We start from the raw sequence: 21765 nt of genomic DNA, 5'->3' as shown, positions 1-21765 counted from the left end.
AGCTAAACTTTATCAAGATGACTATCTTCTGGTTGATACACCGACCAACGATTACGACCATTCGACTTAGCCTCATACAACGCACGATCTGCATCTTCAAGTAAACATTGGGTTGAACGCTTATCGTCGGGGGTAAATATTGTTATTCCTATACTTAAGGTAACGTAGTCTGCAATATCGCTACTTTGATGCTCTATTTGTAAAATTGCAATTTGTCTAATAATTGCGTTAGCAACTTTTTGTGCCCCCAAAAGATCGGTATTAGGTAATAAGAAAATAAACTCCTCACCACCATAACGCGCAACAAAATCAATTGCACGAGTTAAATGATGGGAAAGCGAATAGCTAATGTGTCGTAAACATGCATCACCTGCAATATGCCCGTAGGTATCATTGTATTTTTTAAAGAAATCTATATCCATTAACATAACGGCTTCAGACCAAGAATGCCTATTAGCCGCTTTTAAATCATAGGCTAAGCGCTGATCTAAAGCTCGACGATTTGGGATCCCAGTTAATCCATCGGTTAATGAGAGGGCTTCCAAACTATGCTTTTGTTGTTCAACTTTAACGGCAAAAAAATCAAATGCATCGGCGATATCGGATATTTCATCATTTCCACCAATCTCTATTTTCCCCGAGTGCCCATACAACCGCGCCATTACTTTTTTATTGAGCGTCACAATCCGCTTAACAAACCATTGTTGAATGAATACAATCACAATGAATAGCAACATAAAAATGAGTAATGAAATGAGGCTAATTAATTTAACATCACGCTTGCCATGAGCAACAATGGCATCCGTTTCATTCACTAGCATCGTGTTTATTTGGTAGGCTCTAAACTCGGCATCACGAGAAAAATCATCGATTAAATTTTTAACAAAATTATCACGCCCAACCACTCGCCCAATTATCCGCAATTGGTCAATTTTAAGTAATAACAAACCATTGTCTTCTAGTAACAATTGTTGTAATTCATTCGTCAGTGATATAGCAATGGACTGGCTTTCCTTCGGCAAAGAGATAATTTCTTTTCTTAATAAATCAATTTTCTGTTGTACTAAAAATAAAGTTTGTCTAACTTCCTGTAAACGCTGCTTTATTAAGCCTTTACTTGTTAATGTAATAACTTCTGAATAGGTTAAAATCCAGTCAGCGGTTGAAGAGGATGCATCCACCTGAGAAGGTATGTTTTGTAATAATTTAAAAACGGCTTCATGTAATAAATAAAGCTTATTTTGATCAACAATAATAAGATCTTGCCGCTCACGTTTTTGTTTGACTAAATCATGCAAATTATCCAGCTCTTGACTAATCACTTGCAGTTGATTCAACTGATTTTGATTATTGTCATGCTCCATTATTTGTTTCTTAATATTTGCTATCTTGGCGTCAATTTTCCTCTTCGTAATACGTAACCCAACGTCTGTATTTGCGCCCACCAGATGACTACTAAAATAAAGTAATTCATTCACTTGACTATGAATGGCGTTGGAATAAGTCATTTCAGGAAAGGATTCTTCGGTAATATGACCAAGTAATGATTGAACGCTTTGTAAGCGATAAGAAAACAAAACAACCACAATCAGAAACAAAATAACAATCGCTATAAATCCACTCGTAATGATTTTTGCAAGGGAATAACGCCGCCCACAAAGCATTTTGAATAAACGACTGCGCCCATTGCCTGCTGGTTTATTTTCCATATCAATTAATACTCGACTTGACTGAAGCCGTATCAATTATTCTCGCATTAACTTTAGGAGAAATTCGATGATTAAGCCGTAACTTATTAATTAATATATCGGACAGTAATTCCGTCATCTGCTGCGCATAAGTAACTTCAATATTATCCTTAAACATATTATATCCATCCCCACCATTCGCGATATAAGGTGTTGTTGCAAGTTTATATTGTTTCTGTAATTCAAGTGGTTGGTTGTTAATCATAATAGAAATAATACGATGCCCTACGCGCCCCTTTGAATTATAAGTAACCTGCATCCCTGTGATTTGTGGAAAACGCCCTTTCATCCCTTCTATTTCTGAAAAGCCATTTTCTAACGCAGATAATATTTGAGCTCCATTAACATTTAATAAAACAACACGATCTCGATAAGGTAACGCTTTAATAATATCACCACGACTCAACCGACTATTCGCTTTATAAATACCTTCTCCACGAATAGCGCCACTATTCATAATTGCGACATCAGCCCCCGTATGTGCTTTCATTAAATCTGCAAGTAAATTACCAAAGCCATTTTCTTTTACACGTAAATTTTTTCGAGAAAGATCAATCGGGGTCGTTGTTATACCAATAGTATCATCCAATAATAAATCAAGATGTCTTGAATAGTCTTGTATTTGTTGTTCGACACTTGCAAATTTAGGGTAATCGGAAAGCCTTTTAAGTTGCGCATGCATTTGCGTTTTTTTATGCGCCAGAGTGTCCCAACTAAATTCGATAACAGCAGCCTTGTCTTTATCGGAAACAAAGATTTGCCGAGGATGTTGCTGTAACTTAACTTGCTTTGACAAAGTGACATGGGGAGGATTGCGTAAAACAATATCGACCATGCCTTTTTCTAAAAATTCAACGCAATTAAATTCGTTTCCCGCGTAATGTAAAACTACAAAATCAACGCCTTCATCTCGAAAACTTTTGACCTTTTCGGAAACAGCAACCTCAATCGATTGTACGGTGACATTTTGTAAATTGTAAGACTCAATATCACTACGATCCATTAGCGAGATAAACCCAATTCGATAATCGCCCTTTACCATAATAGCAGAGCCTGTAATTCCCTCTATGCGTTTTTTAGATCCAGTTCCAATCACATTACTTTGTACAATGGGAAAAGCGGCTTCATAACTACGTAGGGATAATTCATCCACCGAAAATGCAAAATCACCTTTATTTGCAGCCATAGCATCAGGTTCCAATGTATTAAGCAAATCGATGATATGGGCGCCATGGTCAAAGGAAGATAAGGTGCTTGGGAAAAGGCTATTCCCCCCGAATACAAAAAAAGTAGGTGTTTGGGTCGCACGATAATCGGATAACAGCGACGCTAATTCAGCATAACTCCCCATTGGATCATCTATTTCATTAAGACCAGCGGAAAAGACGATATAAGCTTTATTATCGACAGCAAAGACATTACCTACCCAAATCAAACTAAGTATTAAAAGAATAACTTTTTTCACTTAATTATCTCCTATTTCATTTACTATCTTTGATTAAAAAACTCACTATTATCGCCCTTTAATCGCTCCCATCATGTCCCACATTGGAGTGAAAATACCGAGCGCCAAAATAAGTACCATTACTGCAACAATAGAAATTAAAATCGGTTCAATTTTTGCAGCCATATTCTTAAGCTCGTAATCCACTTCACGCTCATAAAAATCAGCCGACTCATTCAGTAACTCATCAACCTGTCCTGTTTCTTCACCAACGGCAATCATCTGTAACACTAAAGGCGTAAATAATTGCGCACTAGAAGCGGTTTTTAATAATGTTTCACCGGATTCGATACGTCCACGCATTGCCAATATTTTTTCTTTTAAATAATGATTATCAACGGCAAAAGCAACCAAATATAAAGCATTATTTAGTGGAACCCCCGCACTTAACATCATAGCAAAACTTCGTGAAAATCGCGCTAATAAAGAACGCTCAATAACGCTTCCTATAATAGGAATACGTAACTTCCATTTATCCCAAGTATAATTGCCCTTATCTGATTTTAACCAAACTTTCAGCGCCACAATCGTTGCGATAGAAACCAACAATAAATAAGGCCAATAATTTACAAAGAAAGACGATGTTGCTAATAATAATTGTGTTGTCCAGGGGAGTTCAGCATGAAATTTAGCAAACATGCCAGCAAAAACAGGAATAACATAAATATTTAACACCACCATTGCAACGACTAATACAATCATAACAAAAGACGGATAACGCATAGCGGCCTTAACCCGTTTACGCGTTTCTAATTCCTGCTCAAGATATTCAGATAATTGTAAGAACACTTTATCTAATTGCCCCGTATTTTCGCCAACTTGAATCAATGAAATATAGAGTTGTGAAAAAACGCGAGGGTTAGCAGCCATTGCAGCAGAAAGCGAATAACCATTATGCATACGATCTAATACATCATACAAGGCGGTTTTTAATAATTTAGAGTGACTAGAATCAGCTAACCCATTCACCGCTCTAAGAATAGGAATCCCAGCTTTAGTTAATGAGTATATTTGTCGAGTGAAAATAATTAAATCAGGCAATTTCACCTGACGAACAAGCAAAGAGGCAATATCAATGCTTTCGCTTCCCTCACTCACTTCACTTAATTCAGAAGGCAGTATTCCTTTCTGCACAACTAAATCTGCCGCTTGTTCCTTAGAATTTGCTTCGACTTCCCCCTCAACCGTATTTCCTTGGCCGTCTCGCCCGACGTATTTATAAATAGCCATTAATCATTTATCTCAGAAGGTAAAGCATGATGACTTTCATCAAGAGGAGTTAACGTTAAACCACTATCACGTATTGAAGGCGTTATTTCTATCTCATCATCGGATTTTTTTACGTGGTCAAAATGATCAACTAATTTAAAGACTTCTTCTAGTGATGTTAATCCTTGCTTCGCATAATCTAATGCCGCCAGTGCCAATGGTTTAAAATATTTAGATTGTTTAGCTGCCTTAGCAAAACCATCACTGTCATCTAAACGTAAAGCACTGATCATCTGTTCATTTAACTCTAATAATTCAAATACCCCAATACGGCCTCTATAGCCAGTAAATTGACAGCGTTGACACCCGAGTGCCGAATGGAAATGCGTCTGTTTTAAATTTTCATCGGTAATACGCTCAAGTAAAAGTTGTTGTTCCGGTAAAGCGGGTCCATCACTTTTACAGTTTTCACATAACCGACGAACTAAACGTTGAGCAATCACAGCGCGTAATGCACTTGCAACTAAATACCCCGGAGCTCCCATATCAAGTAAACGTAATGTACTGCTTATGGCATCATTAGTGTGCAATGTTGATAACACTAAGTGACCGGTTAAAGCACCACGAATCCCTATTTGCATGGTTTCATTGTCACGCATCTCACCAACTAATAAAACATCTGGATCTTGGCGCAATGCCGTTCGTAAGACAGTCGCAAAATCTAATCCTATCTTACTATTAACTTGAACTTGATTAACCCTTTCTAAGCGATATTCGACGGGATCTTCAACGGTAATAATTTTCTTTCCGGGTTCATTTAATGTTGCTAATGATGAATATAAGGTTGTCGTTTTACCGCTCCCCGTTGGGCCAGTCACTAAAATCAATCCATTTGGGCGTTTAAGTAACAACTTTAAACGGGCTTGTAAATGATTGGGAATACCTATTTCTTTGAAAGATAATACACCTGCAGATTGATCTAATAACCGCATCACAACGGATTCACCTTGTTGAATCGGCATGGTTGACACACGAATATCGATACTGCGCCCTTTGACATTAATATTAAAACGTCCATCTTGTGGCAAACGCTTTTCTGAAATGTCTAATTTGGCCATTAATTTCAAACGTAAAACAAGTGCACTAGCAATACTACTTTCGGGCAATAATGTTTCCTGTAAGACCCCATCAACACGCTGCCTGATCCGCAATACATGTTCATCGGGTTCAATATGAATATCCGATGCCCCCACTTGGACTGCATCTTCAAACAACGATTGGATTAGTTTTGCAACGGTTGCATCAGCGCCTTCGCCCTCAAGGTTTAAACTTGCAGTGACATCAAATTGAGCATTTTCACCATGCTCTTCACTAAGCTTGACAGCAAACGAAGCAATTTCTTTAGTACGGCGATAAACTCTATCAAAGGATTCTATTAATTGATCTTCACGAGCAAGCAACAACTCAAATTGACGTCCCTTTAATAGACTGGTTAATACATCTAGACTATGTAAATCTGCGGGATCAGAAACCACCAATGAAATCATATCACCAGTATCATGGATAGCTAACGCTCGAAGACGACGAGCGTGAACCTCTGGAATTAATTGCACCGCATTGGGATCTATTTTTACTTTTAATAAATCAACAATTTTTATATCTAACTGACGAGAAAGAAATGAAAGGATTTGATCTTCATTGATATAACCAAGATGGATTAAAGTTGCACCTAATTTCAATCCTAATTGATTCTGTTGTTGTAATGCATTGCTTAATTGCGCTTCACTAATCAATCTTTCTTCAACCAGCAAGTCACCTAAGCGTTTTTTTAATTTTGGTTTCATCGGCTTTTCTCTAAGTAAGCAATTCGTTGATTAATATAAGCTTTAGCTTTCTCTGATAAATCCGGTTGTAATAAAGCCCGTTTGTAATGCGATGCAGCTAATTCAACTTTATTCTGTTTATCCTGCGCAATCGCTAATGACATTAACCAACGTCCATTATTAGGTCGTTCAGACAGCAAACGCGTATATAATTGTTCAGACTGTTCATATTTACCAAATTTTTGTGCCAAAATGGCATAACTCACATAATAATCTAAGTGTCCCTTTATTGATGGCGGATGCTGATTTAAATACAAATACGCCTTTTGAGGATCTCCCTCTTTTAAAGCAAGTCGGGATAACATTAAATTGAATTCAGCATAATCCGGCGAAAGCACAGCACCTGTCTGTAATAATTGCTTTGCTTTACTAATATTACCTGTGCCATAAAAATACAAAGCAAGGGATTTTCGAACATCGTTAAGACCCGGGTAAAAACGTAAAGCTTGTTCTCTTTTATCCGCCGCGATATTTAACTCACCTTGATCTTCAGCTATCTGTGCTTCTTTTAATTTAATACCGGCAAGCTCTTCATTGGTCAGTTGTGCATTTTTTATTTCTAACTTCCCTTGAGTCGGTTCTATCTCCAATGTGCTATCGTCAGATAAAACATAATCGACCGATTGCGTTTCTATGATGCTATTGTCAATCGCCTCAACATTGCTCGGGGTAAAGTCAGGAAGCACTGTTGTTTGCTCAATTTTGCTGGGTGTTTCAACATCAACAATTGCTTTTATTAGTGGTTGTTGTTTTTCGGAATGCAAGTTAACAGGTGGTATTGCGGCAGTTGGTTTCGATACGATAGGGGTTACAACAGCTTCTTTTACTATATTGTGTGTATCTATATCGACCTCACTTTGTTTTACGATTTCCCCCACTAGTTTTGATTTTTTTTCTACATGATTATTTACGTCTAAATGATTATCTTTATGTACAGTAATCGATTGCTCATTTGCATGCGGGTCTTGGTTAAATATTAATATCGCAAAACCCATTGCAGATAAAATAAGTAAGCCAATCATAACCACAATTATGGCTTTTTTTGAACGTGAATGATCCGGTACTCCCTTTATGACAGGCCCATCTTTTTGAGACTCTCTAAAATCATGATGCATCTTATTAATCACGCTCATAGCAGCCCTTTCCACCACAATAATAAAAAGATATTAAGCACGAGAAATGACACCAATAATCCCCACCAATATTTTAATTTATCCAAGGGATAGGCATCTTCGGTATCGGCAATTGCTTGATTAACTAATTTAGGCGTAATTTTATAGTGTTGTTGACCATAACTGATTAACAATGCTTTATGGCATAGGATATTAATTAACCGAGGAATACCTCGGCTTGCACGACTAATTTGCCAACAGACCTTACGATTAAATAACGTTGCGCCACGATATCCCGCTTGGGTTAAACGCTGACTAATATAATGCTCGATTTCATCATCACTTAAGGGCCGTAATTGATAGGAAAAAGTAATTCTCTGCCGTAATTGCCTTAATTTTGTATCCGCTAAACGCATATCTAACTCAGGTTGGGCAAATAAAACCACCTGCAATAATTTCTGCGATGCAATTTCTAAATTTGAAAATAACCTTAATGCTTCTAACGTTACATCGGGTAATGCCTGTGCCTCATCAACTAAGAGTACGACTTTCTTCCCCTGTTCAGTTAAGGTTAATAATTGATCTTTAATCAATCCAGTTAATAAAAATTGATCATCAAATTCGGCTTTCTGAATGCCAATTTTATCAGCAAGGGCACAGCGTAATTCATGGGCAGTTAAATAAGGATTATCAATACAACAAAGCATGTATTCACTGGAAAGCTCTTCTTGTAATTTATTGAATAACAGGGTTTTTCCAGTACCGACTTCACCACTTATCTTTAAAATGCCCTCGCCCAATTCTAACGCCGTTGTTATCACTTCTAATGCTTCTTTATGTGGAATAAAGTCGATATAAAAGTGTGGATCAGCCGTTAATGAAAATGGTGCTTTTTGTAGCCCAAAATGCTTTAAGTAAATCATTCAGTTGGATACCAGTTATCAATTAATACAGAGGATTTTTGAATCTCCATATTCCATGTATTTTTAGTTACAACTTGTGGTTTCACTAAAATAACTAATTCAGATTTATTATTAATTTTCTGACGATTAGTGAATAGCTCACCAACAAAGGGAAGATCCGATAAAAAGGGAGTTTCAGAAGTATAATCTTGTTGGTCGGTTTTCATTAATCCACCAATAACAATGACATCACCAGAATTAGACTTGACCATCGTATCTGATTCACGCACTTCACTTTTAGCTAAAGGTAAAATTAATTCATTAGCACTGTCATCGGAACCGTAGGAAATAGTTTTCGATTCTTCTTCAACATCAACAATAACCGGATGAATATGAAGTAACACGGTATTATCAGCATTTATTTTAGGCGTAACATCAACGGAGATACCTGAGAAGAAAGGGGTTAACTCAATATCCGGAGTCGTTGTCGTTGTGCTATCTGTTGTTTCCGAAGTCACTGAAAAATCCGTCACAAAATATTCATCGCCCCCTACTTTAATCACTGCTTTTTGATTATTCATCGCCGTGATACGAGGTTTAGATAGAACATTCACATCACCTTTCGTCGCTAATAATGTTATGACTGAATTAAATGACCCATTAGAAATAGTTAACGCACCACCACCACCAATCGTACTTTGAATCGTACTATCGGCTAACTGACTGATACTTGAAAAAGCACTATCCCAATCAATACCTTGTTGATACTCATCGGTTAAAGCAACTTCAATAATTTGCATTTCTAATGTCACTTGGCGATTCAGGTTTTCGGTCTCTTTTTCTAAAAATGCTTTTACTTCACGAATATAATTAGGATAAGCACGAATGGTTACTACGCCTGACATTGGACTAACAACGACCTCTTGCCCCGCCTTGTTTTTTAATAGTGTTTTAATCTTTGTTTCTAAATAGGCCCAATAGTTACTATTTGTCACCGTAACGATATCAGTCCCTTCATTCATTCCATTACTTGAAAAACTACCTGAGAATTCATCGGTTGTAGAGGAAGAACTTGACGATGAACTATCTGAATCGGAGTCTGAATCATCCGAGTCTTCTGAACTTATATTGGTCGATAAGACACTGGTTCTAGATCCTGTCATACGATTCATAAATAGATAATCTAAGGTAAAGCTTGCAACTCGCAAACCGGCAGGATAAACATGATAGATCCTATTTTGTCGTGTTATTTCATAGCCATACATATCTTCAATAATATTGAGAGCTTCAGCTAAAGTGACTTGCTTTAAAGAAAGAGAAATTTTTCCAGTTACATCGGGATGAACGGCAACACTGTAAGCAGAATCATTAATCAATGAAGTAAAAAAAACGCTTGCATCAACATCCCTTGCTGAAATATCAATGCGCTTTTCCTGAGAAGGTAAATCGACTAATGGTTGTGATAATTCAGAATATAACTCAGCTTCAATATCGCCGGGCACGATCAAATTTTCAACTTGATGTTGATTTAAATTGCTTTGTAATACTAATTTTTGCTGCTCTGCAGTATTCTTTTTCGTCGTTTGACATGCGCTTAGCAATATAAAGCAACAACTGAGTACAATAGTTTTTTTCATTTCATCTTTTCCATCACGTAAATTTACGTTTAAAACAACATTATTTCTATTTACAAAAAAGCCATTTATTCAATAAATTTCTTGTTATCGGGGTATAGAGTCAATCGATATGATTTACCTTGATAGGTTAAGGAGACTGCATCCGATGTAATGTTCGTTATCCGATAACCGTTAACCTGCTTACCTACACGGTACAGCTCATTATTTATAATCGCTTTTAAATTACCACTGCTGCCCAATATGCTTTGCAATCTTGGCAATGTCGCAGATGAACTTTGCGTCACTCCCTTTGTGCTCGTTTTATAATTTATCGGTTTTGTCGGATCACTTAAGCCTGAAGCCTGAGCCCCCATACCGATAAATAAAAAAAATAAAAAAGTAAATTTAACCACTCACTAAGTCCTGTTGTTCGCTAACGGTGTATATTCTGATAGTTACTTCTGCAGTCGGGTATTGACTCACTTGATAGGCCAATACTGACCAATAAAATTTTTCAGGGATAGCTTCCAGATTGACAAAATATTGGTAAATAGCATCATAAGTCCCCGTTAATTTAATCTCTAATGTTTGCTTATAAAAAATATTTTCTGGTGTCGAACTATCTGCTGAAGAAACCGTATTTTTATGTTCAATAGATGAATTAAACGCACTAACGGGCAATGTAGTTAAAGATACAACCGTAACGCCAGGACTACGACTTAATACCTTACTTAAGGCTACTGGCATTTTTTTCGCATCAATAAATTTAACGAGCTTTTCATCTAACTGTTTATCTAATGACGCTAATGTTTGTAAGGAAAATGCTATTTTAGTATTAATATCTTTGAGCGGATCCTTTTGTAAACGTAATTTAAGCTCTGCTATTTCATTCGCTACATCATCTTCTTGTTTTATTTGAGATTGTAAGTTTTTTTGTATTTTTGCTTGCTTTACCATCGCGGGTTCAAGGATCCAAAAATACGAAATAGACAATACACAAATCAATAAAGCGCCGAATATAAGCACACGTTCACGTAAACTTATTTTGTTAAATGCATTTTCAATTGGAGTCATGTTAATCATTGCATCTTCTCCTCTTCGATTGCATTGTTAACACGATTAATCAACTTAAATGAAAATAGTTGCTGCTCATCAATATATTCCATTGAAATTTTTTCGAAGCTAATATTAGACAATTCAACAGTTGATTGTGCTTTCGTTAACCATAATGCAACGGAATCGCTGTATTTTGCTTTCCCAGTAATATTTAAACTCCCTTCGATTATAGAGAACTGTTCAATGCTGATGGTGGGCATATCTGCACTAGAAAGCCCCCACATTAAATCAGAAAAGCTGATGGTCATCGCTAATTCAACGCCCGATAAACTAGCTAATAGATTTTGTCTAGCCGCAATCTCTTCTTCGAGATTTTGTTGTTGTTTAACTTTGTCTGCTGGCGCTCTGTTATTCTGTAATTGTAAAATCAACTGATTTAGTTCATTTTGTTTTTCAGTCATCGTTGATTTATGCTGCGCAGACCTATCCTGCAAACTAGCCAATTGACTATTTAAAACCAGTACTAATGCAATCACAGAGATAATAGAAAGGGCAAAAACAACCATAAATTGTTTAAATGTTGCCTTTTCCCGCTGAGGGTAGCAACTTGGTTGATAAAGATTGATCTGTTTTTTCATTCTTCATTGCTCTCCACTAACAGGCCATAGGGGAGGATATTGCTAAAGTCATATTGCTCATCTTCGCCAAAGGGAACTACATTTTTAGCGAGATACAAACCAAGCTTTTCAGATAATAACTGTATATCTTGACACACAACGGCAATATATAAATGTGCAATTGAGGCTAAACGTAATTGTGAGTTAATGTAATCAAGTACTCTCTGTAACTCTAGACTTAAACCATCGAGTAACTCTTCCTCTACTTGTGCAAAAGGTTGTTGTAATAATTCGTTGAATCCACGTAATCGATGGGTAAAAAATAATTGTCCACTTTTAACAACCGTAAGAATGAGTTCATTACTTTGCTGAGAGAGCAGTAAATTGACTTCCTCTGTCTCACCTAATAATCGCGCTAAGGCCAATTCTTCGATAGTGATCTCTTTTATCAGCAAACTGTGCTTAAGCAGCATATCTCGAATTTGCAACACTTTATGCTTAGCAATACAGACTGCGGTTATCATTTCCCCCTTCTGTGGTACCAAGGGGCGATCATAATAATCAACCACGACATCAAAAATACTGTCGGTTATTAAGTCTTTAATGGCAAAAGGCAAACTAGCTAACAATTCATTTTCTGCTACTTTGGGTTTTTCAATATCAAAGGTTTGATAAAAATCGCGACTCAATACCACTGAAACTTGATATTTATGCAATTTAAATTCATCAACCCATGAGTCAAATTTTTCCGCCCATTGCGAATCCGATGTAATAGCAGTTTGCGCTAATAGGCTGACCTGCTTTTTTTGTCGAATGCACAATGCAATTCGATCTATACCTAAAAATAGACTAATCGATGCAGTGGGCTTGCTGGAGAAAAAAGTGTTAAGCATATTTATATTTCTTAAAGTTAAGTCATAGTATTATAGGAGATTAATTTTAAATTCGTTTTAAAGACGCTAACGTTTAATTCCTTGTTCATTATATCCATCTCATCACTTATATTTAGCTTAATAATATCGGTCGACATACTATGAGATTATGCATTTACATCGATTTTCAGTATATAATATTGACAATTTTTAGTTCCCTAAATTAGCGCATAGACAACTTTGACGTCTACAGGAAATACAATGCCACTTGCAAACAACGTTTATTCAAATCCAAGCCAGCTTCTACAACGTAACGAATCACTTTTTAAAGATAAAAATATCTTAGTTGCAGGAAACATTGTTGATGATTACCCCATTCACTTAGAAACATTAGCACAATCAACCACTTTTTGCTTTAATGACTATCGCTATTACAGTGTTTTAGTCAATAAATTGACAGCCTCTGAGTGCCATTTCACCGCAAATTATCAAACAGACAAACAATTCGATCTACTTTTGATATTTTTACCAAAAGCAAAACAGGAAACACAGTATTTACTAGCAAACCTCACGCCATATTTACAAGATAATGCAGAAATTATCCTTGTAGGTGAAAAAAATTGCGGAATAAAAAGTGCGGGTAGCTTACTAACACCTTATGCATCAAAAACTAATATCATTGATTCTGCACGACATTGTAGTGTTTTATATACACTATTAGAGAAAGCAGTGCCCATTTTTAAGCAAACTGAATGGATAAAAACTTATCCTATTAATATTAATGGTACTGAATTACAGATTTGTTCTTTACCCGGTGTGTTTAGTTATGGGGAGTTAGATAAAGGTAGCGAACTCTTATTAGAAAATTTACCCGAAAACCTAACAGGCTCGTTACTCGATTTCGGTTGTGGCGCAGGTGTTATCGCGTGCTATTTACTCAAGAAACACCCTCACCTTTGTATTGATTTAATTGATATTAATAGCTATGCATTGGCCAGTGCAAAATTATCTTTGACCGAAAATAATTTACAGGGGAACGTTTTCCCTTCTAATGTTTTTTCCGATGTGAATAATAAGTATGACTTACTTATTTCTAATCCACCTTTCCATTCCGGCAAAGAAACCGATTACCACGCAGCAGAAACATTTATCAGCCAATCACCGACCCACTTGAAAAATAAAGGTATTTTATCAATTGTGGCTAATAAATTTTTGAAATATGAACCTTTACTACAAAACGCGTTTACTAATATGAAACTGACTAATGAGAACAATAGATTTAAAGTACTAACCTGCATTAAATAATTGTATCTACTCAGCACCCTTTAAAATTTCATGATTTTTTGTCATAAATAGAATGTAAATGCTCAGGGATAAGCCATTTATGCTTAGTTCAAGGCGAAAAAGCGCAGTTTAGTGGTTTAAATGAGCATTTTTCAACGATGAAATAAGCTTAAAGGGCGACGGCCTGAGTAATTACAAATAATTTCTCTCGGTATGCGCTGTTAAAGGTTTTTCTTGTTGTGTCTTTTTAGGCGCAAAACAGGACTTATTATCCTGTTAATTAAGACCTAAAGTAACAGCGCCTCTCCCTTTAAAATAATCACTTTTCAACAAAATAACGTTCCATAAAGCGATCACATAATTCAGCAACATTTTCTTCCGGCGATAATGTAAAATTAATAAAAGCTTGAGCAACGGGCGATAAGTGCTTTTTCTCGTGATGAACGAGATACCAACTTCTAATTAATGGAAAACCTTCAATATCTAATTCCACAAGACTGTTTGTCGCTAATTCTAATGTCACGCTATGACGAGAAAGCGCTGAAATACCGAGGTCAGCCATCACCGCTTGTTTAATTGTTTCACTACTGCCTAACAACATATTGGGCTGAATAGTCACCCCTTGCCTATGAAAAAAATCTTCTAATGCTTTACGTGTACCAGATCCTTTTTCCCTAAAAATAAAAGGGTGCGCTGACAATTCACTCAGTTTTATATTTTTATTACCCGCTAATGGATGATTTGGGCTAGCGATTGCAACAATTGGATTATCAACAAAGGGGTAACTTGCTAAAGACTTTAATTCTGGCACTAATCCCATAATAACTAAATCGTCTTTATTGTCATTTAGTCGTTGAATTATCTGCTCTCTATTCGCCACTTCAAGTAAAAGATTCACCTTAGGATAACGTTTATTAAATGCACCTAATAAATGCGGTGTGAAATACTTTGCGCTGCTCACCGCTGCTAACCGAAACTCCCCTTGTAAATCCCCTTTCATCGCACTTAATGCCATATCTAAATTATCAAACCGTTCAAACATATCATCGCAAAATATTTTTAATGTTTGACCCGCAGGGGTTAAAAAGAGCTTTTTACCAATTTTTTCGAATAATGGCAGATCTAAGTTTTCTTCTAACTGTTTTAATTGAATACTGACTGCCGGTTGAGTCAGGCCTAAGCTATTTGCAGCTTTGGTATAATTCATGACCAAAGACACTTTATGAAACACTTTTAATTGATGTAATGAAGCACGCATAAACATTAACCATAAATTATTATTTATGATTTTCATAATATATATTAATTATTATTAATGCAATTAATAGCGTAGACTCGCTGTAATTATCAAAATAACCTAAGATTAGGTTAACTAGGTAAATCCATATTTTACTATAAAATGGATTAAACCGACTTTTTATTAAGGAATAAAGCTATGCCAGCAGTTGATAAACTTATCGCAGGACACCATCGTTTTAAAGAAGGTTATTATAAGCAACATAAAAGTAAACTTTCAAAATTAGCGAAGCAAGGTCAATCGCCTAAAATTTGTATTGTAAGCTGTTCAGACTCACGCGTTGACCCAACTACCATTTTAGATTGTGAGCCCGGTGATTTATTTGTTATTCGTAATGTTGCTAACTTAATCCCGCCCTGTGAAAGTGATGATAAATTTCACGGTACCAGTGCTGCGTTAGAGTATGCGGTACTTAACCTTGAAGTTGAAAGTATTATTGTATTGGGTCACACACAATGTGGTGGCATAAAAGCATTGATTGATACACCACCAAATACGGTCAATAATTCATTTGCAACTAAATGGATGCAACAAATTGAACATGTGCGTGAAGAAGTAATGGGTCATTCTCACGATATAACCGACGAGCATTATCATAATTGTGAAGAGAAAGGCATTATCCAGTCGCTAAATAATCTTAAAACCTTCCCTTGGGTTCAGGAACGAATGGCTGCCGGTAAATTATTTATTCACGGTTGGCATTACAATTTAAGTGATGGCTCTCTTTTTGCAAAATGTAAAGATAGTGATAAATTTAAACAGGTCGATTAATAAAAATTAAATCGAATAAAAAAGGCGCTGATAAATTGATTATCAGCGCCTTTTTTGGTTTTATCTATTAAGACAAAAATTACAGCTCTTTTTTCTCTTTCTCAATAACCGCAATATTTAGCTCTTCTAATGCAGCCGGATTTGCATAGCCTGGCGCATTAGTTAGCGGACATGCTGCAGTCGCCGTTTTAGGAAATGCAATGACTTCACGAATAGATTCAGTTCCTGTCATTAACATAATTAGGCGGTCTAAACCAAATGCCAAACCTGCATGTGGTGGCGCACCAAATTGTAGTGCTTCCAGTAAAAATCCAAATTTATCTTTAGCTTCTTCGTCACTAATATTTAAGATACGGAAAATAGCAGCTTGCATATCTTGTTTATGGATACGTACACTACCACCACCTAATTCACAACCATTCAACACCATATCGTAGGCATCGGAAATAGAACCGACTGGATTAGCTTCTAACTCTTCAGGAGTCAAACCAACTGGTGCTGTAAATGGATGGTGTATCGCCGTTAAATTACCATCTTCAAGTTTTTCAAACATTGGGAAATCAATCACCCAAAGCGGCTTCCATTCATCTTTAATCAGTTCAAGGTCTGCTGCAACCTTAAGACGTAAACCACCGATTGCTTCAGCAACGATATTTGCTTTATCGGCGCCAAACAGGATGATATCGCCATCCTTTGCATTCGTACGTTCAAGTAATTGTGCAACTATTTCTTCATTTAAGAATTTAGCAATAGGAGACTGAACCCCATCAAGACCCTTAGCAACTTCATTGACTTTCATCCATGCCAAACCTTTAGCACCAAAAATAGTCACGTATTTACCATATTCATCAATATTTTTACGAGAAAGCTTAGCACCACCTGGTACACAAATAGCCGCAACACGACTATCAGCATCATTAGCAGGGCCAGAGAAAACTTTAAATTCTACATCTTTGACTAAATCCGCTACTTCTACCAATTCAAAATCAATACGTAGATCTGGTTTATCACTACCGAAACGTAACATCGCTTCTGCGTAAGTCATTTTCGGAAAATCACCTAAATCAACATCAAGCATCTCTTTAAACAGGTTAACAATCATTTTTTCGGTAATTTCCATTACCTGCTCACCGGTCATAAATGATGTTTCAATATCAATTTGAGTAAACTCTGGTTGGCGATCTGCACGTAAATCTTCATCTCGGAAACATTTTACAATCTGATAATAACGATCCATTCCAGACATCATTAATAGTTGTTTAAACAATTGTGGCGATTGTGGTAACGCAAAAAACTGCCCTTTGTAAGTACGGCTTGGTACTAAATAATCGCGTGCGCCTTCAGGTGTTGCTTTAGTTAAAATTGGCGTTTCAACATCAAGGAAACCATTATCATCTAAGAAACGGCGTACAAAACTACTTACCTTAGCGCGAAATTTCATACGTTGTGCCATTTCAGGACGACGTAAATCAAGGTAACGATAACGTAAACGTTGTTCTTCTGAATTTTTTTGATTGCTATCTAACGGTGATGGCTCTGCACGATTTAAAATCTCAAGTTCAGTACCACAAACCTCAATACCACCCGTTGTCATATTTTTATTAATTTGCCCTTCTGGACGGGCACGCACAATACCTTTCATTTTAATACAAAATTCATTACGTACCGTTGCTGCAACCGCAGTTGCTTCAGGAGTATCACCATCAAAAAACACTTGCACAATACCTTCACGATCGCGTACATCTAAAAATGTTACACCACCCAAATCGCGTTGCTTGTTTATCCAACCTACTAATTCTACCTCTTGACCAATGACCGCCTCGGTCACTTCACCACAATACATCGTGCGCATTATTGATTCCTGTTTTCTATATAAGACAAATAATTTAACTCATTATAAAAGAAAACAGATAGTTGTGACATGGCTAAATAAAAAAATGACCATCTCAATGAATTTAAGTAAAATACGCACTTTAAAAATATTAAGTAGCAAGCCAAATAGGTTACCAGATGAGCAAAACAGACAATATCTATAGTAAACCACTTGAACAGGTCAATGGATTTAGCTTCGATGAACAGGTCGTACAAGTATTCCCAGACATGATCAAGCGTTCAGTGCCAGGTTACGAGCAAATCATCAGTACGATTGGCATGATAACGGAGCGTTGTGCAAAGGATGATACTAATTTATATGATCTAGGCTGCTCACTGGGTGCTGCGACCCTGTCAATTCGTCGTGGCTTAGATAATAAATCAGGCTGCCACATTATTGCCGTCGATAACTCCCCTGCAATGGTAGAACGTTGTCAACAAACCATTCATGCCTATAAATCTGATATTCCTGTTTCAGTACTTTGCGATGATATTTGTAATGTCAAAATCGAAAATGCGTCCGTGGTCGTGTTGAATTTTACCTTACAATTTCTAACCCCTGAAAAACGCTTAGCATTATTAACGAATATTTATAATGGGTTAATTCCTGGAGGGGCTTTGGTTTTATCGGAGAAATTTGTCTTTGATGATCCAATTAGCCATCAACTATTAATTGATTTACACCTCGACTTTAAACGCAGCCATGGTTATAGCGAATTAGAAATAAGCCAAAAACGCTCCTCCCTTGAAAATGTACTAATAGCAGATACTGTTAAGCAGCATTACGATCGCTTGCAACAAGCAGGTTTCACTCACAGTAATCTGTGGTACCAATGCTTTAATTTTGGCTCAATTATATCAATCAAATAAGAGATATTTCATTAGATGATCGACTTTACAAATTTTTACAGCATTATCGCTAAAAATCGTTTAAGCCACTGGTTACGAACACTACCTTCTCAGTTACATGAATGGGAAAACGACCATGTACACGGTAAATTACCCGGTTGGATACGCGTTTTAAATAAGCTCCCCGATATTCAAACTGAACATATAACGCTAAAGGACCAAGTAAAAATTGGTAATGGTGATGAACTATCCAATGGTGAAACCAAGAAATTAGAAAATCTATTACAAAAATTTCACCCTTGGCGTAAAGGCCCCTTTGATATTCATGGTATTCACATTGATACAGAATGGCGCAGTGATTGGAAATGGGACCGCTTATTACCCCATATCAGTCCCCTTAAATATCGTTATGTATTAGATGTTGGCTGTGGCAGTGGATACCATATGTGGCGCATGTTGGGAGAAGAAGCTGAATTTGTTGTCGGCATTGATCCAAGTGAATTATTTTTATGCCAATTCGAAGCCGTTCGTCACTTTGCCAATAAAAATGAACACATCCATTTATTACCATTAGGCATCCAAGAATTACCAATACTACAGGCCTTTGATACGGTATTTTCGATGGGGGTCTTATATCATCGCAAATCACCAATGGATCATATTACTCAATTACAGGATCAACTCATCGAAGGGGGAGAGTTAGTACTAGAAACATTGGTCATTGATGGCGATGAAAAAGCCGTACTTGTCCCTGATGATCGTTATGCAAAAATGCGTAATATTTGGTTCTTACCCAGTGCCCCCGCACTAAAACTTTGGGTCGAAAAGTGTGGTTTTGAAGATGTTCGAATTGTCGACATTAATGATACATTAACCGGTGAACAACGCAGTACGGCCTGGATGACTAACGAATCCTTGGAAGATTATTTAGATCCGAACGATCCGACTAAAACCGTGGAAGGATACCCTGCGCCTAAACGTGCTTTATTAATTGCTAAAAAAGCGATCAAACCATTGAGTTAAATTGCATATAAAGAGACTGTTTAACTAAACAGTCTCTTTACTTCGCCTGAGAATAAGTGCAATTTTCTTTCAAACTATCCTGAGAAAAAAGAGCTTCAATTTGTTTACTCGAAACAGCAGTTGAATAATAAAAACCTTGAATCAAATCACATTGATAATGTTGTAAACAAAGCAGCTGTTCTAATTTCTCAACGCCTTCTGCAACAACCTGTAAATCAAGATTTTTTGCTAAACTAATAATCGACTTTATTATCGCAACATCTCGCGAATTATCAGGGATTTGATCAACAAAAGATTTATCAATTTTAAGCGTTGAAATAGGTAATTGTTTCAAACGTGATAAAGACGAATACCCCGTGCCAAAATCATCAATCGCAATCTTAATCCCTAAATCATATAATCTTCTTAGGGTTTCTATTCCTTTACCCGCATGATGGCTAGACACTAAGTGTTCTTCTGTTAGCTCAATTTCCAACTGTTGAGGATTGATATCTGCTTGTTGTAAGCACGTTTCAACAAAATCAGTAAAATTCTCATCGCAAATTTGCCTTCCAGAAACATTAACAGCAATGGTCAAGTCAGCAAAAATAGTGTTTTTCCACTCTATTAATTGTTTTACCGCTTCCTCAATCACCCATTTACCCAAATTAATAATCAAACCGGTTTCTTCAGCTAAAGGAATAAATTCTCCGGGATAAACGGCAGTATCATCTTCACGATCCCAACGAATTAACGCTTCAACTCCGACTATTTTTTCAGTAAAACCATCCACTTTAGGTTGATACAATAAATAAAATTCATTATTTTTTAAGGATTGATGTAATTCATTCTCTAAGGACCAACGTCTAATGGTACTTTCGGTTAATTCACTAGAATAAAAAGCAAAATGATATTGCTCTGATCGTTTAGCTTGATACATAGCCGTGTCAGCGTTACGTAACAACTCTTCGCTGGTTCTTCCATTTGAAGGGTAAAGACTGATACCAATACTGGCTTCTACATGCACCATTTTATTAGCTAATAGAAAAGGTTTTTGAAGAAGATCTTTAAGTTGCTGAATAAAATCAAGTACTTCTTCATTATGTTTAACTGAATCAATAATAATCGCAAACTCATCACCACCAAAACGCGCCACCATATCGTAATGACGCATCTCAGCACTAAAACGCATTGCGACTTCCCGTAACAATGCATCACCAGAATCATGACCCAATGAATCATTTATATTTTTAAAACGATCGAGATCGATAAATAATAATGCAACACTTAAATTACTACGATCAGCACGTTGCATAGCACGCTCAAGGTGCTGTTGGAATAAAGTTCGATTAGGTAAATTAGTCAATGCGTCATGATGAGCAACATGAACAAGCTGCTTCTGTGACTTTTTAAGTTCGGTAATATCCTGCATAACACCGGATAATTTAATAATCCCAGTATCGTTACTTGTTAGTAATTCACCTTGTACATGAAGATACAATAGCTCATCATTAATCAACTTAATACGTACTTCTAAACTAAACGCCTCACCGTTAACAAACGCTTCCTGTAATACACCTTTCACATAAAACTGTTCATCGGGGTGAATCAATTCCACCAAAAAATCAAATCCATGTTCAAACTGAAGTGCTGATAATGATAGCATTTTCGCTAATTGACGAGATAACAATAATTGACCGTTATTATCTGATAATTCCCAGTGGCCCAACTTTGCAACTTGCTGTGCATACTCTAATCGAGATTCACTTTGCTTCATGGATTCGAAATAATAACTGCTGCGAAGCACATAACGCAGATGATGACTAAGTAAGGTCCAGTTAATCGGTTTTACCATGAAATCCGTTGCCCCTAACCGATATGCTTTATCTATCGAATCCGTATCATCCATTCCCGTTAACATAACAATAGGTACACTTTGCCCCCATGGAGCCGCGCGCATTAATTTACAGACTTCAAAACCATTTAATTTAGGAAGCTCAACATCTAAAAGTACTAAATCAGGCACGTTTTCATTAAATAATTCAATCCCTTGCGCACCGTCTTTCGCTTCAATAACCTCATAAATATCCGATAACAATGCTTGTCGAATCAACAACCGCGTCATTTCATCATCATCGACGACTAATATAGTTTTTTTATTCATAGGACCT

18 protein-coding genes are annotated in these 21765 nt (G+C 36.6%); 4 read left to right on the top strand and 14 right to left on the bottom strand.

Annotation, left to right across the window (positions count from 1 at the left end):
• Positions 1–2: 2 nt before the first annotated feature.
• The 11 genes from ACR30L_RS05495 to ACR30L_RS05445 all read right to left on the bottom strand — a co-directional run bounded on the left by ACR30L_RS05495 (position 3) and on the right by ACR30L_RS05445 (position 12540).
• A complete protein-coding gene (locus ACR30L_RS05495) occupies positions 3–1709 on the bottom strand; it encodes a diguanylate cyclase domain-containing protein (RefSeq protein ID WP_435237031.1) in 1707 nt (568 codons plus the stop codon).
• 1 nt (position 1710) lies between these two features.
• Positions 1711–3213: a bifunctional metallophosphatase/5'-nucleotidase gene (locus tag ACR30L_RS05490; RefSeq protein ID WP_435237030.1), complete on the bottom strand. Its 1503-nt coding sequence runs from the start codon at positions 3211–3213 to the stop codon at positions 1711–1713.
• A 48-nt stretch (positions 3214–3261) separates the two neighbouring features.
• The gene (locus ACR30L_RS05485) at positions 3262–4482 is read right to left on the bottom strand and encodes a type II secretion system F family protein (RefSeq protein WP_435237029.1); all 1221 of its coding nucleotides are present in this window, start codon (positions 4480–4482) and stop codon (positions 3262–3264) included.
• Positions 4482–6305, bottom strand: coding sequence for a GspE/PulE family protein (locus ACR30L_RS05480; protein ID WP_435237028.1), 1824 nt, complete (start codon positions 6303–6305; stop codon positions 4482–4484). The genes ACR30L_RS05485 and ACR30L_RS05480 overlap by 1 nt, the downstream gene beginning before the upstream one ends.
• Positions 6302–7477 carry a tetratricopeptide repeat protein gene (locus tag ACR30L_RS05475; RefSeq protein WP_435237027.1) on the bottom strand — a complete coding sequence of 392 codons (1176 nt, stop codon included), beginning with the start codon at positions 7475–7477 and terminating at the stop codon, positions 6302–6304. Before ACR30L_RS05475 ends, ACR30L_RS05480 begins: the two co-directional genes overlap by 4 nt.
• Positions 7474–8376: an ExeA family protein gene (locus tag ACR30L_RS05470; protein WP_435237871.1), complete on the bottom strand. Its 903-nt coding sequence runs from the start codon at positions 8374–8376 to the stop codon at positions 7474–7476. The genes ACR30L_RS05475 and ACR30L_RS05470 overlap by 4 nt, the downstream gene beginning before the upstream one ends.
• Positions 8376–9995, bottom strand: a complete 1620-nt coding sequence (gene mshL / locus ACR30L_RS05465; RefSeq protein WP_435237026.1) for a pilus (MSHA type) biogenesis protein MshL — start codon at positions 9993–9995, stop codon at positions 8376–8378. The genes ACR30L_RS05470 and mshL overlap by 1 nt, the downstream gene beginning before the upstream one ends.
• A 65-nt stretch (positions 9996–10060) precedes the next feature.
• Entirely contained in the window at positions 10061–10387 is a 327-nt protein-coding gene (locus tag ACR30L_RS05460; protein ID WP_435237025.1) for an MSHA biogenesis protein MshK, read from the bottom strand.
• On the bottom strand, positions 10380–11057 hold the full coding sequence (gspM, locus tag ACR30L_RS05455; RefSeq protein ID WP_435237024.1) for a type II secretion system protein GspM: 678 nt from the start codon (positions 11055–11057) through the stop codon (positions 10380–10382). Before gspM ends, ACR30L_RS05460 begins: the two co-directional genes overlap by 8 nt.
• Positions 11054–11668 carry a hypothetical protein gene (locus tag ACR30L_RS05450; RefSeq protein ID WP_435237023.1) on the bottom strand — a complete coding sequence of 205 codons (615 nt, stop codon included), beginning with the start codon at positions 11666–11668 and terminating at the stop codon, positions 11054–11056. Before ACR30L_RS05450 ends, gspM begins: the two co-directional genes overlap by 4 nt.
• Complete coding sequence (locus ACR30L_RS05445) at positions 11665–12540, bottom strand: hypothetical protein (protein ID WP_435237022.1); 876 nt, start codon at positions 12538–12540, stop codon at positions 11665–11667. Before ACR30L_RS05445 ends, ACR30L_RS05450 begins: the two co-directional genes overlap by 4 nt.
• A 240-nt stretch (positions 12541–12780) precedes the next feature.
• On the opposite strand from ACR30L_RS05445, the gene rsmC reads away from it, so the two are divergent.
• Positions 12781–13824 carry a 16S rRNA (guanine(1207)-N(2))-methyltransferase RsmC gene (gene rsmC / locus ACR30L_RS05440; RefSeq protein WP_435237021.1) on the top strand — a complete coding sequence of 348 codons (1044 nt, stop codon included), beginning with the start codon at positions 12781–12783 and terminating at the stop codon, positions 13822–13824.
• Positions 13825–14122: 298 nt separating this feature from the next.
• Here rsmC and ACR30L_RS05435 read toward each other — a convergent pair whose 3' ends face one another.
• Positions 14123–15061, bottom strand: a complete 939-nt coding sequence (locus ACR30L_RS05435) for a LysR family transcriptional regulator (RefSeq protein ID WP_435237020.1) — start codon at positions 15059–15061, stop codon at positions 14123–14125.
• 177 nt (positions 15062–15238) lie between these two features.
• On the opposite strand from ACR30L_RS05435, the gene ACR30L_RS05430 reads away from it, so the two are divergent.
• The gene (locus ACR30L_RS05430; RefSeq protein WP_435237019.1) at positions 15239–15871 is read left to right on the top strand and encodes a carbonic anhydrase; all 633 of its coding nucleotides are present in this window, start codon (positions 15239–15241) and stop codon (positions 15869–15871) included.
• Positions 15872–15950: 79 nt separating this feature from the next.
• Here ACR30L_RS05430 and aspS read toward each other — a convergent pair whose 3' ends face one another.
• The gene (gene aspS / locus ACR30L_RS05425) at positions 15951–17723 is read right to left on the bottom strand and encodes an aspartate--tRNA ligase (protein WP_435237018.1); all 1773 of its coding nucleotides are present in this window, start codon (positions 17721–17723) and stop codon (positions 15951–15953) included.
• 158 nt (positions 17724–17881) lie between these two features.
• Between aspS and cmoA the strand changes: the two genes are divergently transcribed.
• Positions 17882–18613 carry a carboxy-S-adenosyl-L-methionine synthase CmoA gene (gene cmoA / locus ACR30L_RS05420; RefSeq protein WP_435237017.1) on the top strand — a complete coding sequence of 244 codons (732 nt, stop codon included), beginning with the start codon at positions 17882–17884 and terminating at the stop codon, positions 18611–18613.
• Positions 18614–18628: 15 nt separating this feature from the next.
• Positions 18629–19615, top strand: a complete 987-nt coding sequence (gene cmoB, locus ACR30L_RS05415) for a tRNA 5-methoxyuridine(34)/uridine 5-oxyacetic acid(34) synthase CmoB (RefSeq protein WP_435237016.1) — start codon at positions 18629–18631, stop codon at positions 19613–19615.
• A gap of 37 nt (positions 19616–19652) precedes the next feature.
• Here the strand turns inward: cmoB and ACR30L_RS05410 are convergent, their stop codons facing one another.
• Positions 19653–21758: a two-component system response regulator gene (locus ACR30L_RS05410; protein ID WP_435237015.1), complete on the bottom strand. Its 2106-nt coding sequence runs from the start codon at positions 21756–21758 to the stop codon at positions 19653–19655.
• Between the last annotated feature and the right edge of the window lie 7 nt (positions 21759–21765).

Origin of the sequence: Psychromonas saccharinae, assembly GCF_051201515.1 — a bacterium.
In the GTDB taxonomy this organism is placed as follows: Bacteria; Pseudomonadota; Gammaproteobacteria; order Enterobacterales; family Psychromonadaceae; genus Psychromonas.
Note: the sequence above shows the minus strand (reverse complement) of the source record. Positions and strands in the feature narration are given on the sequence as shown.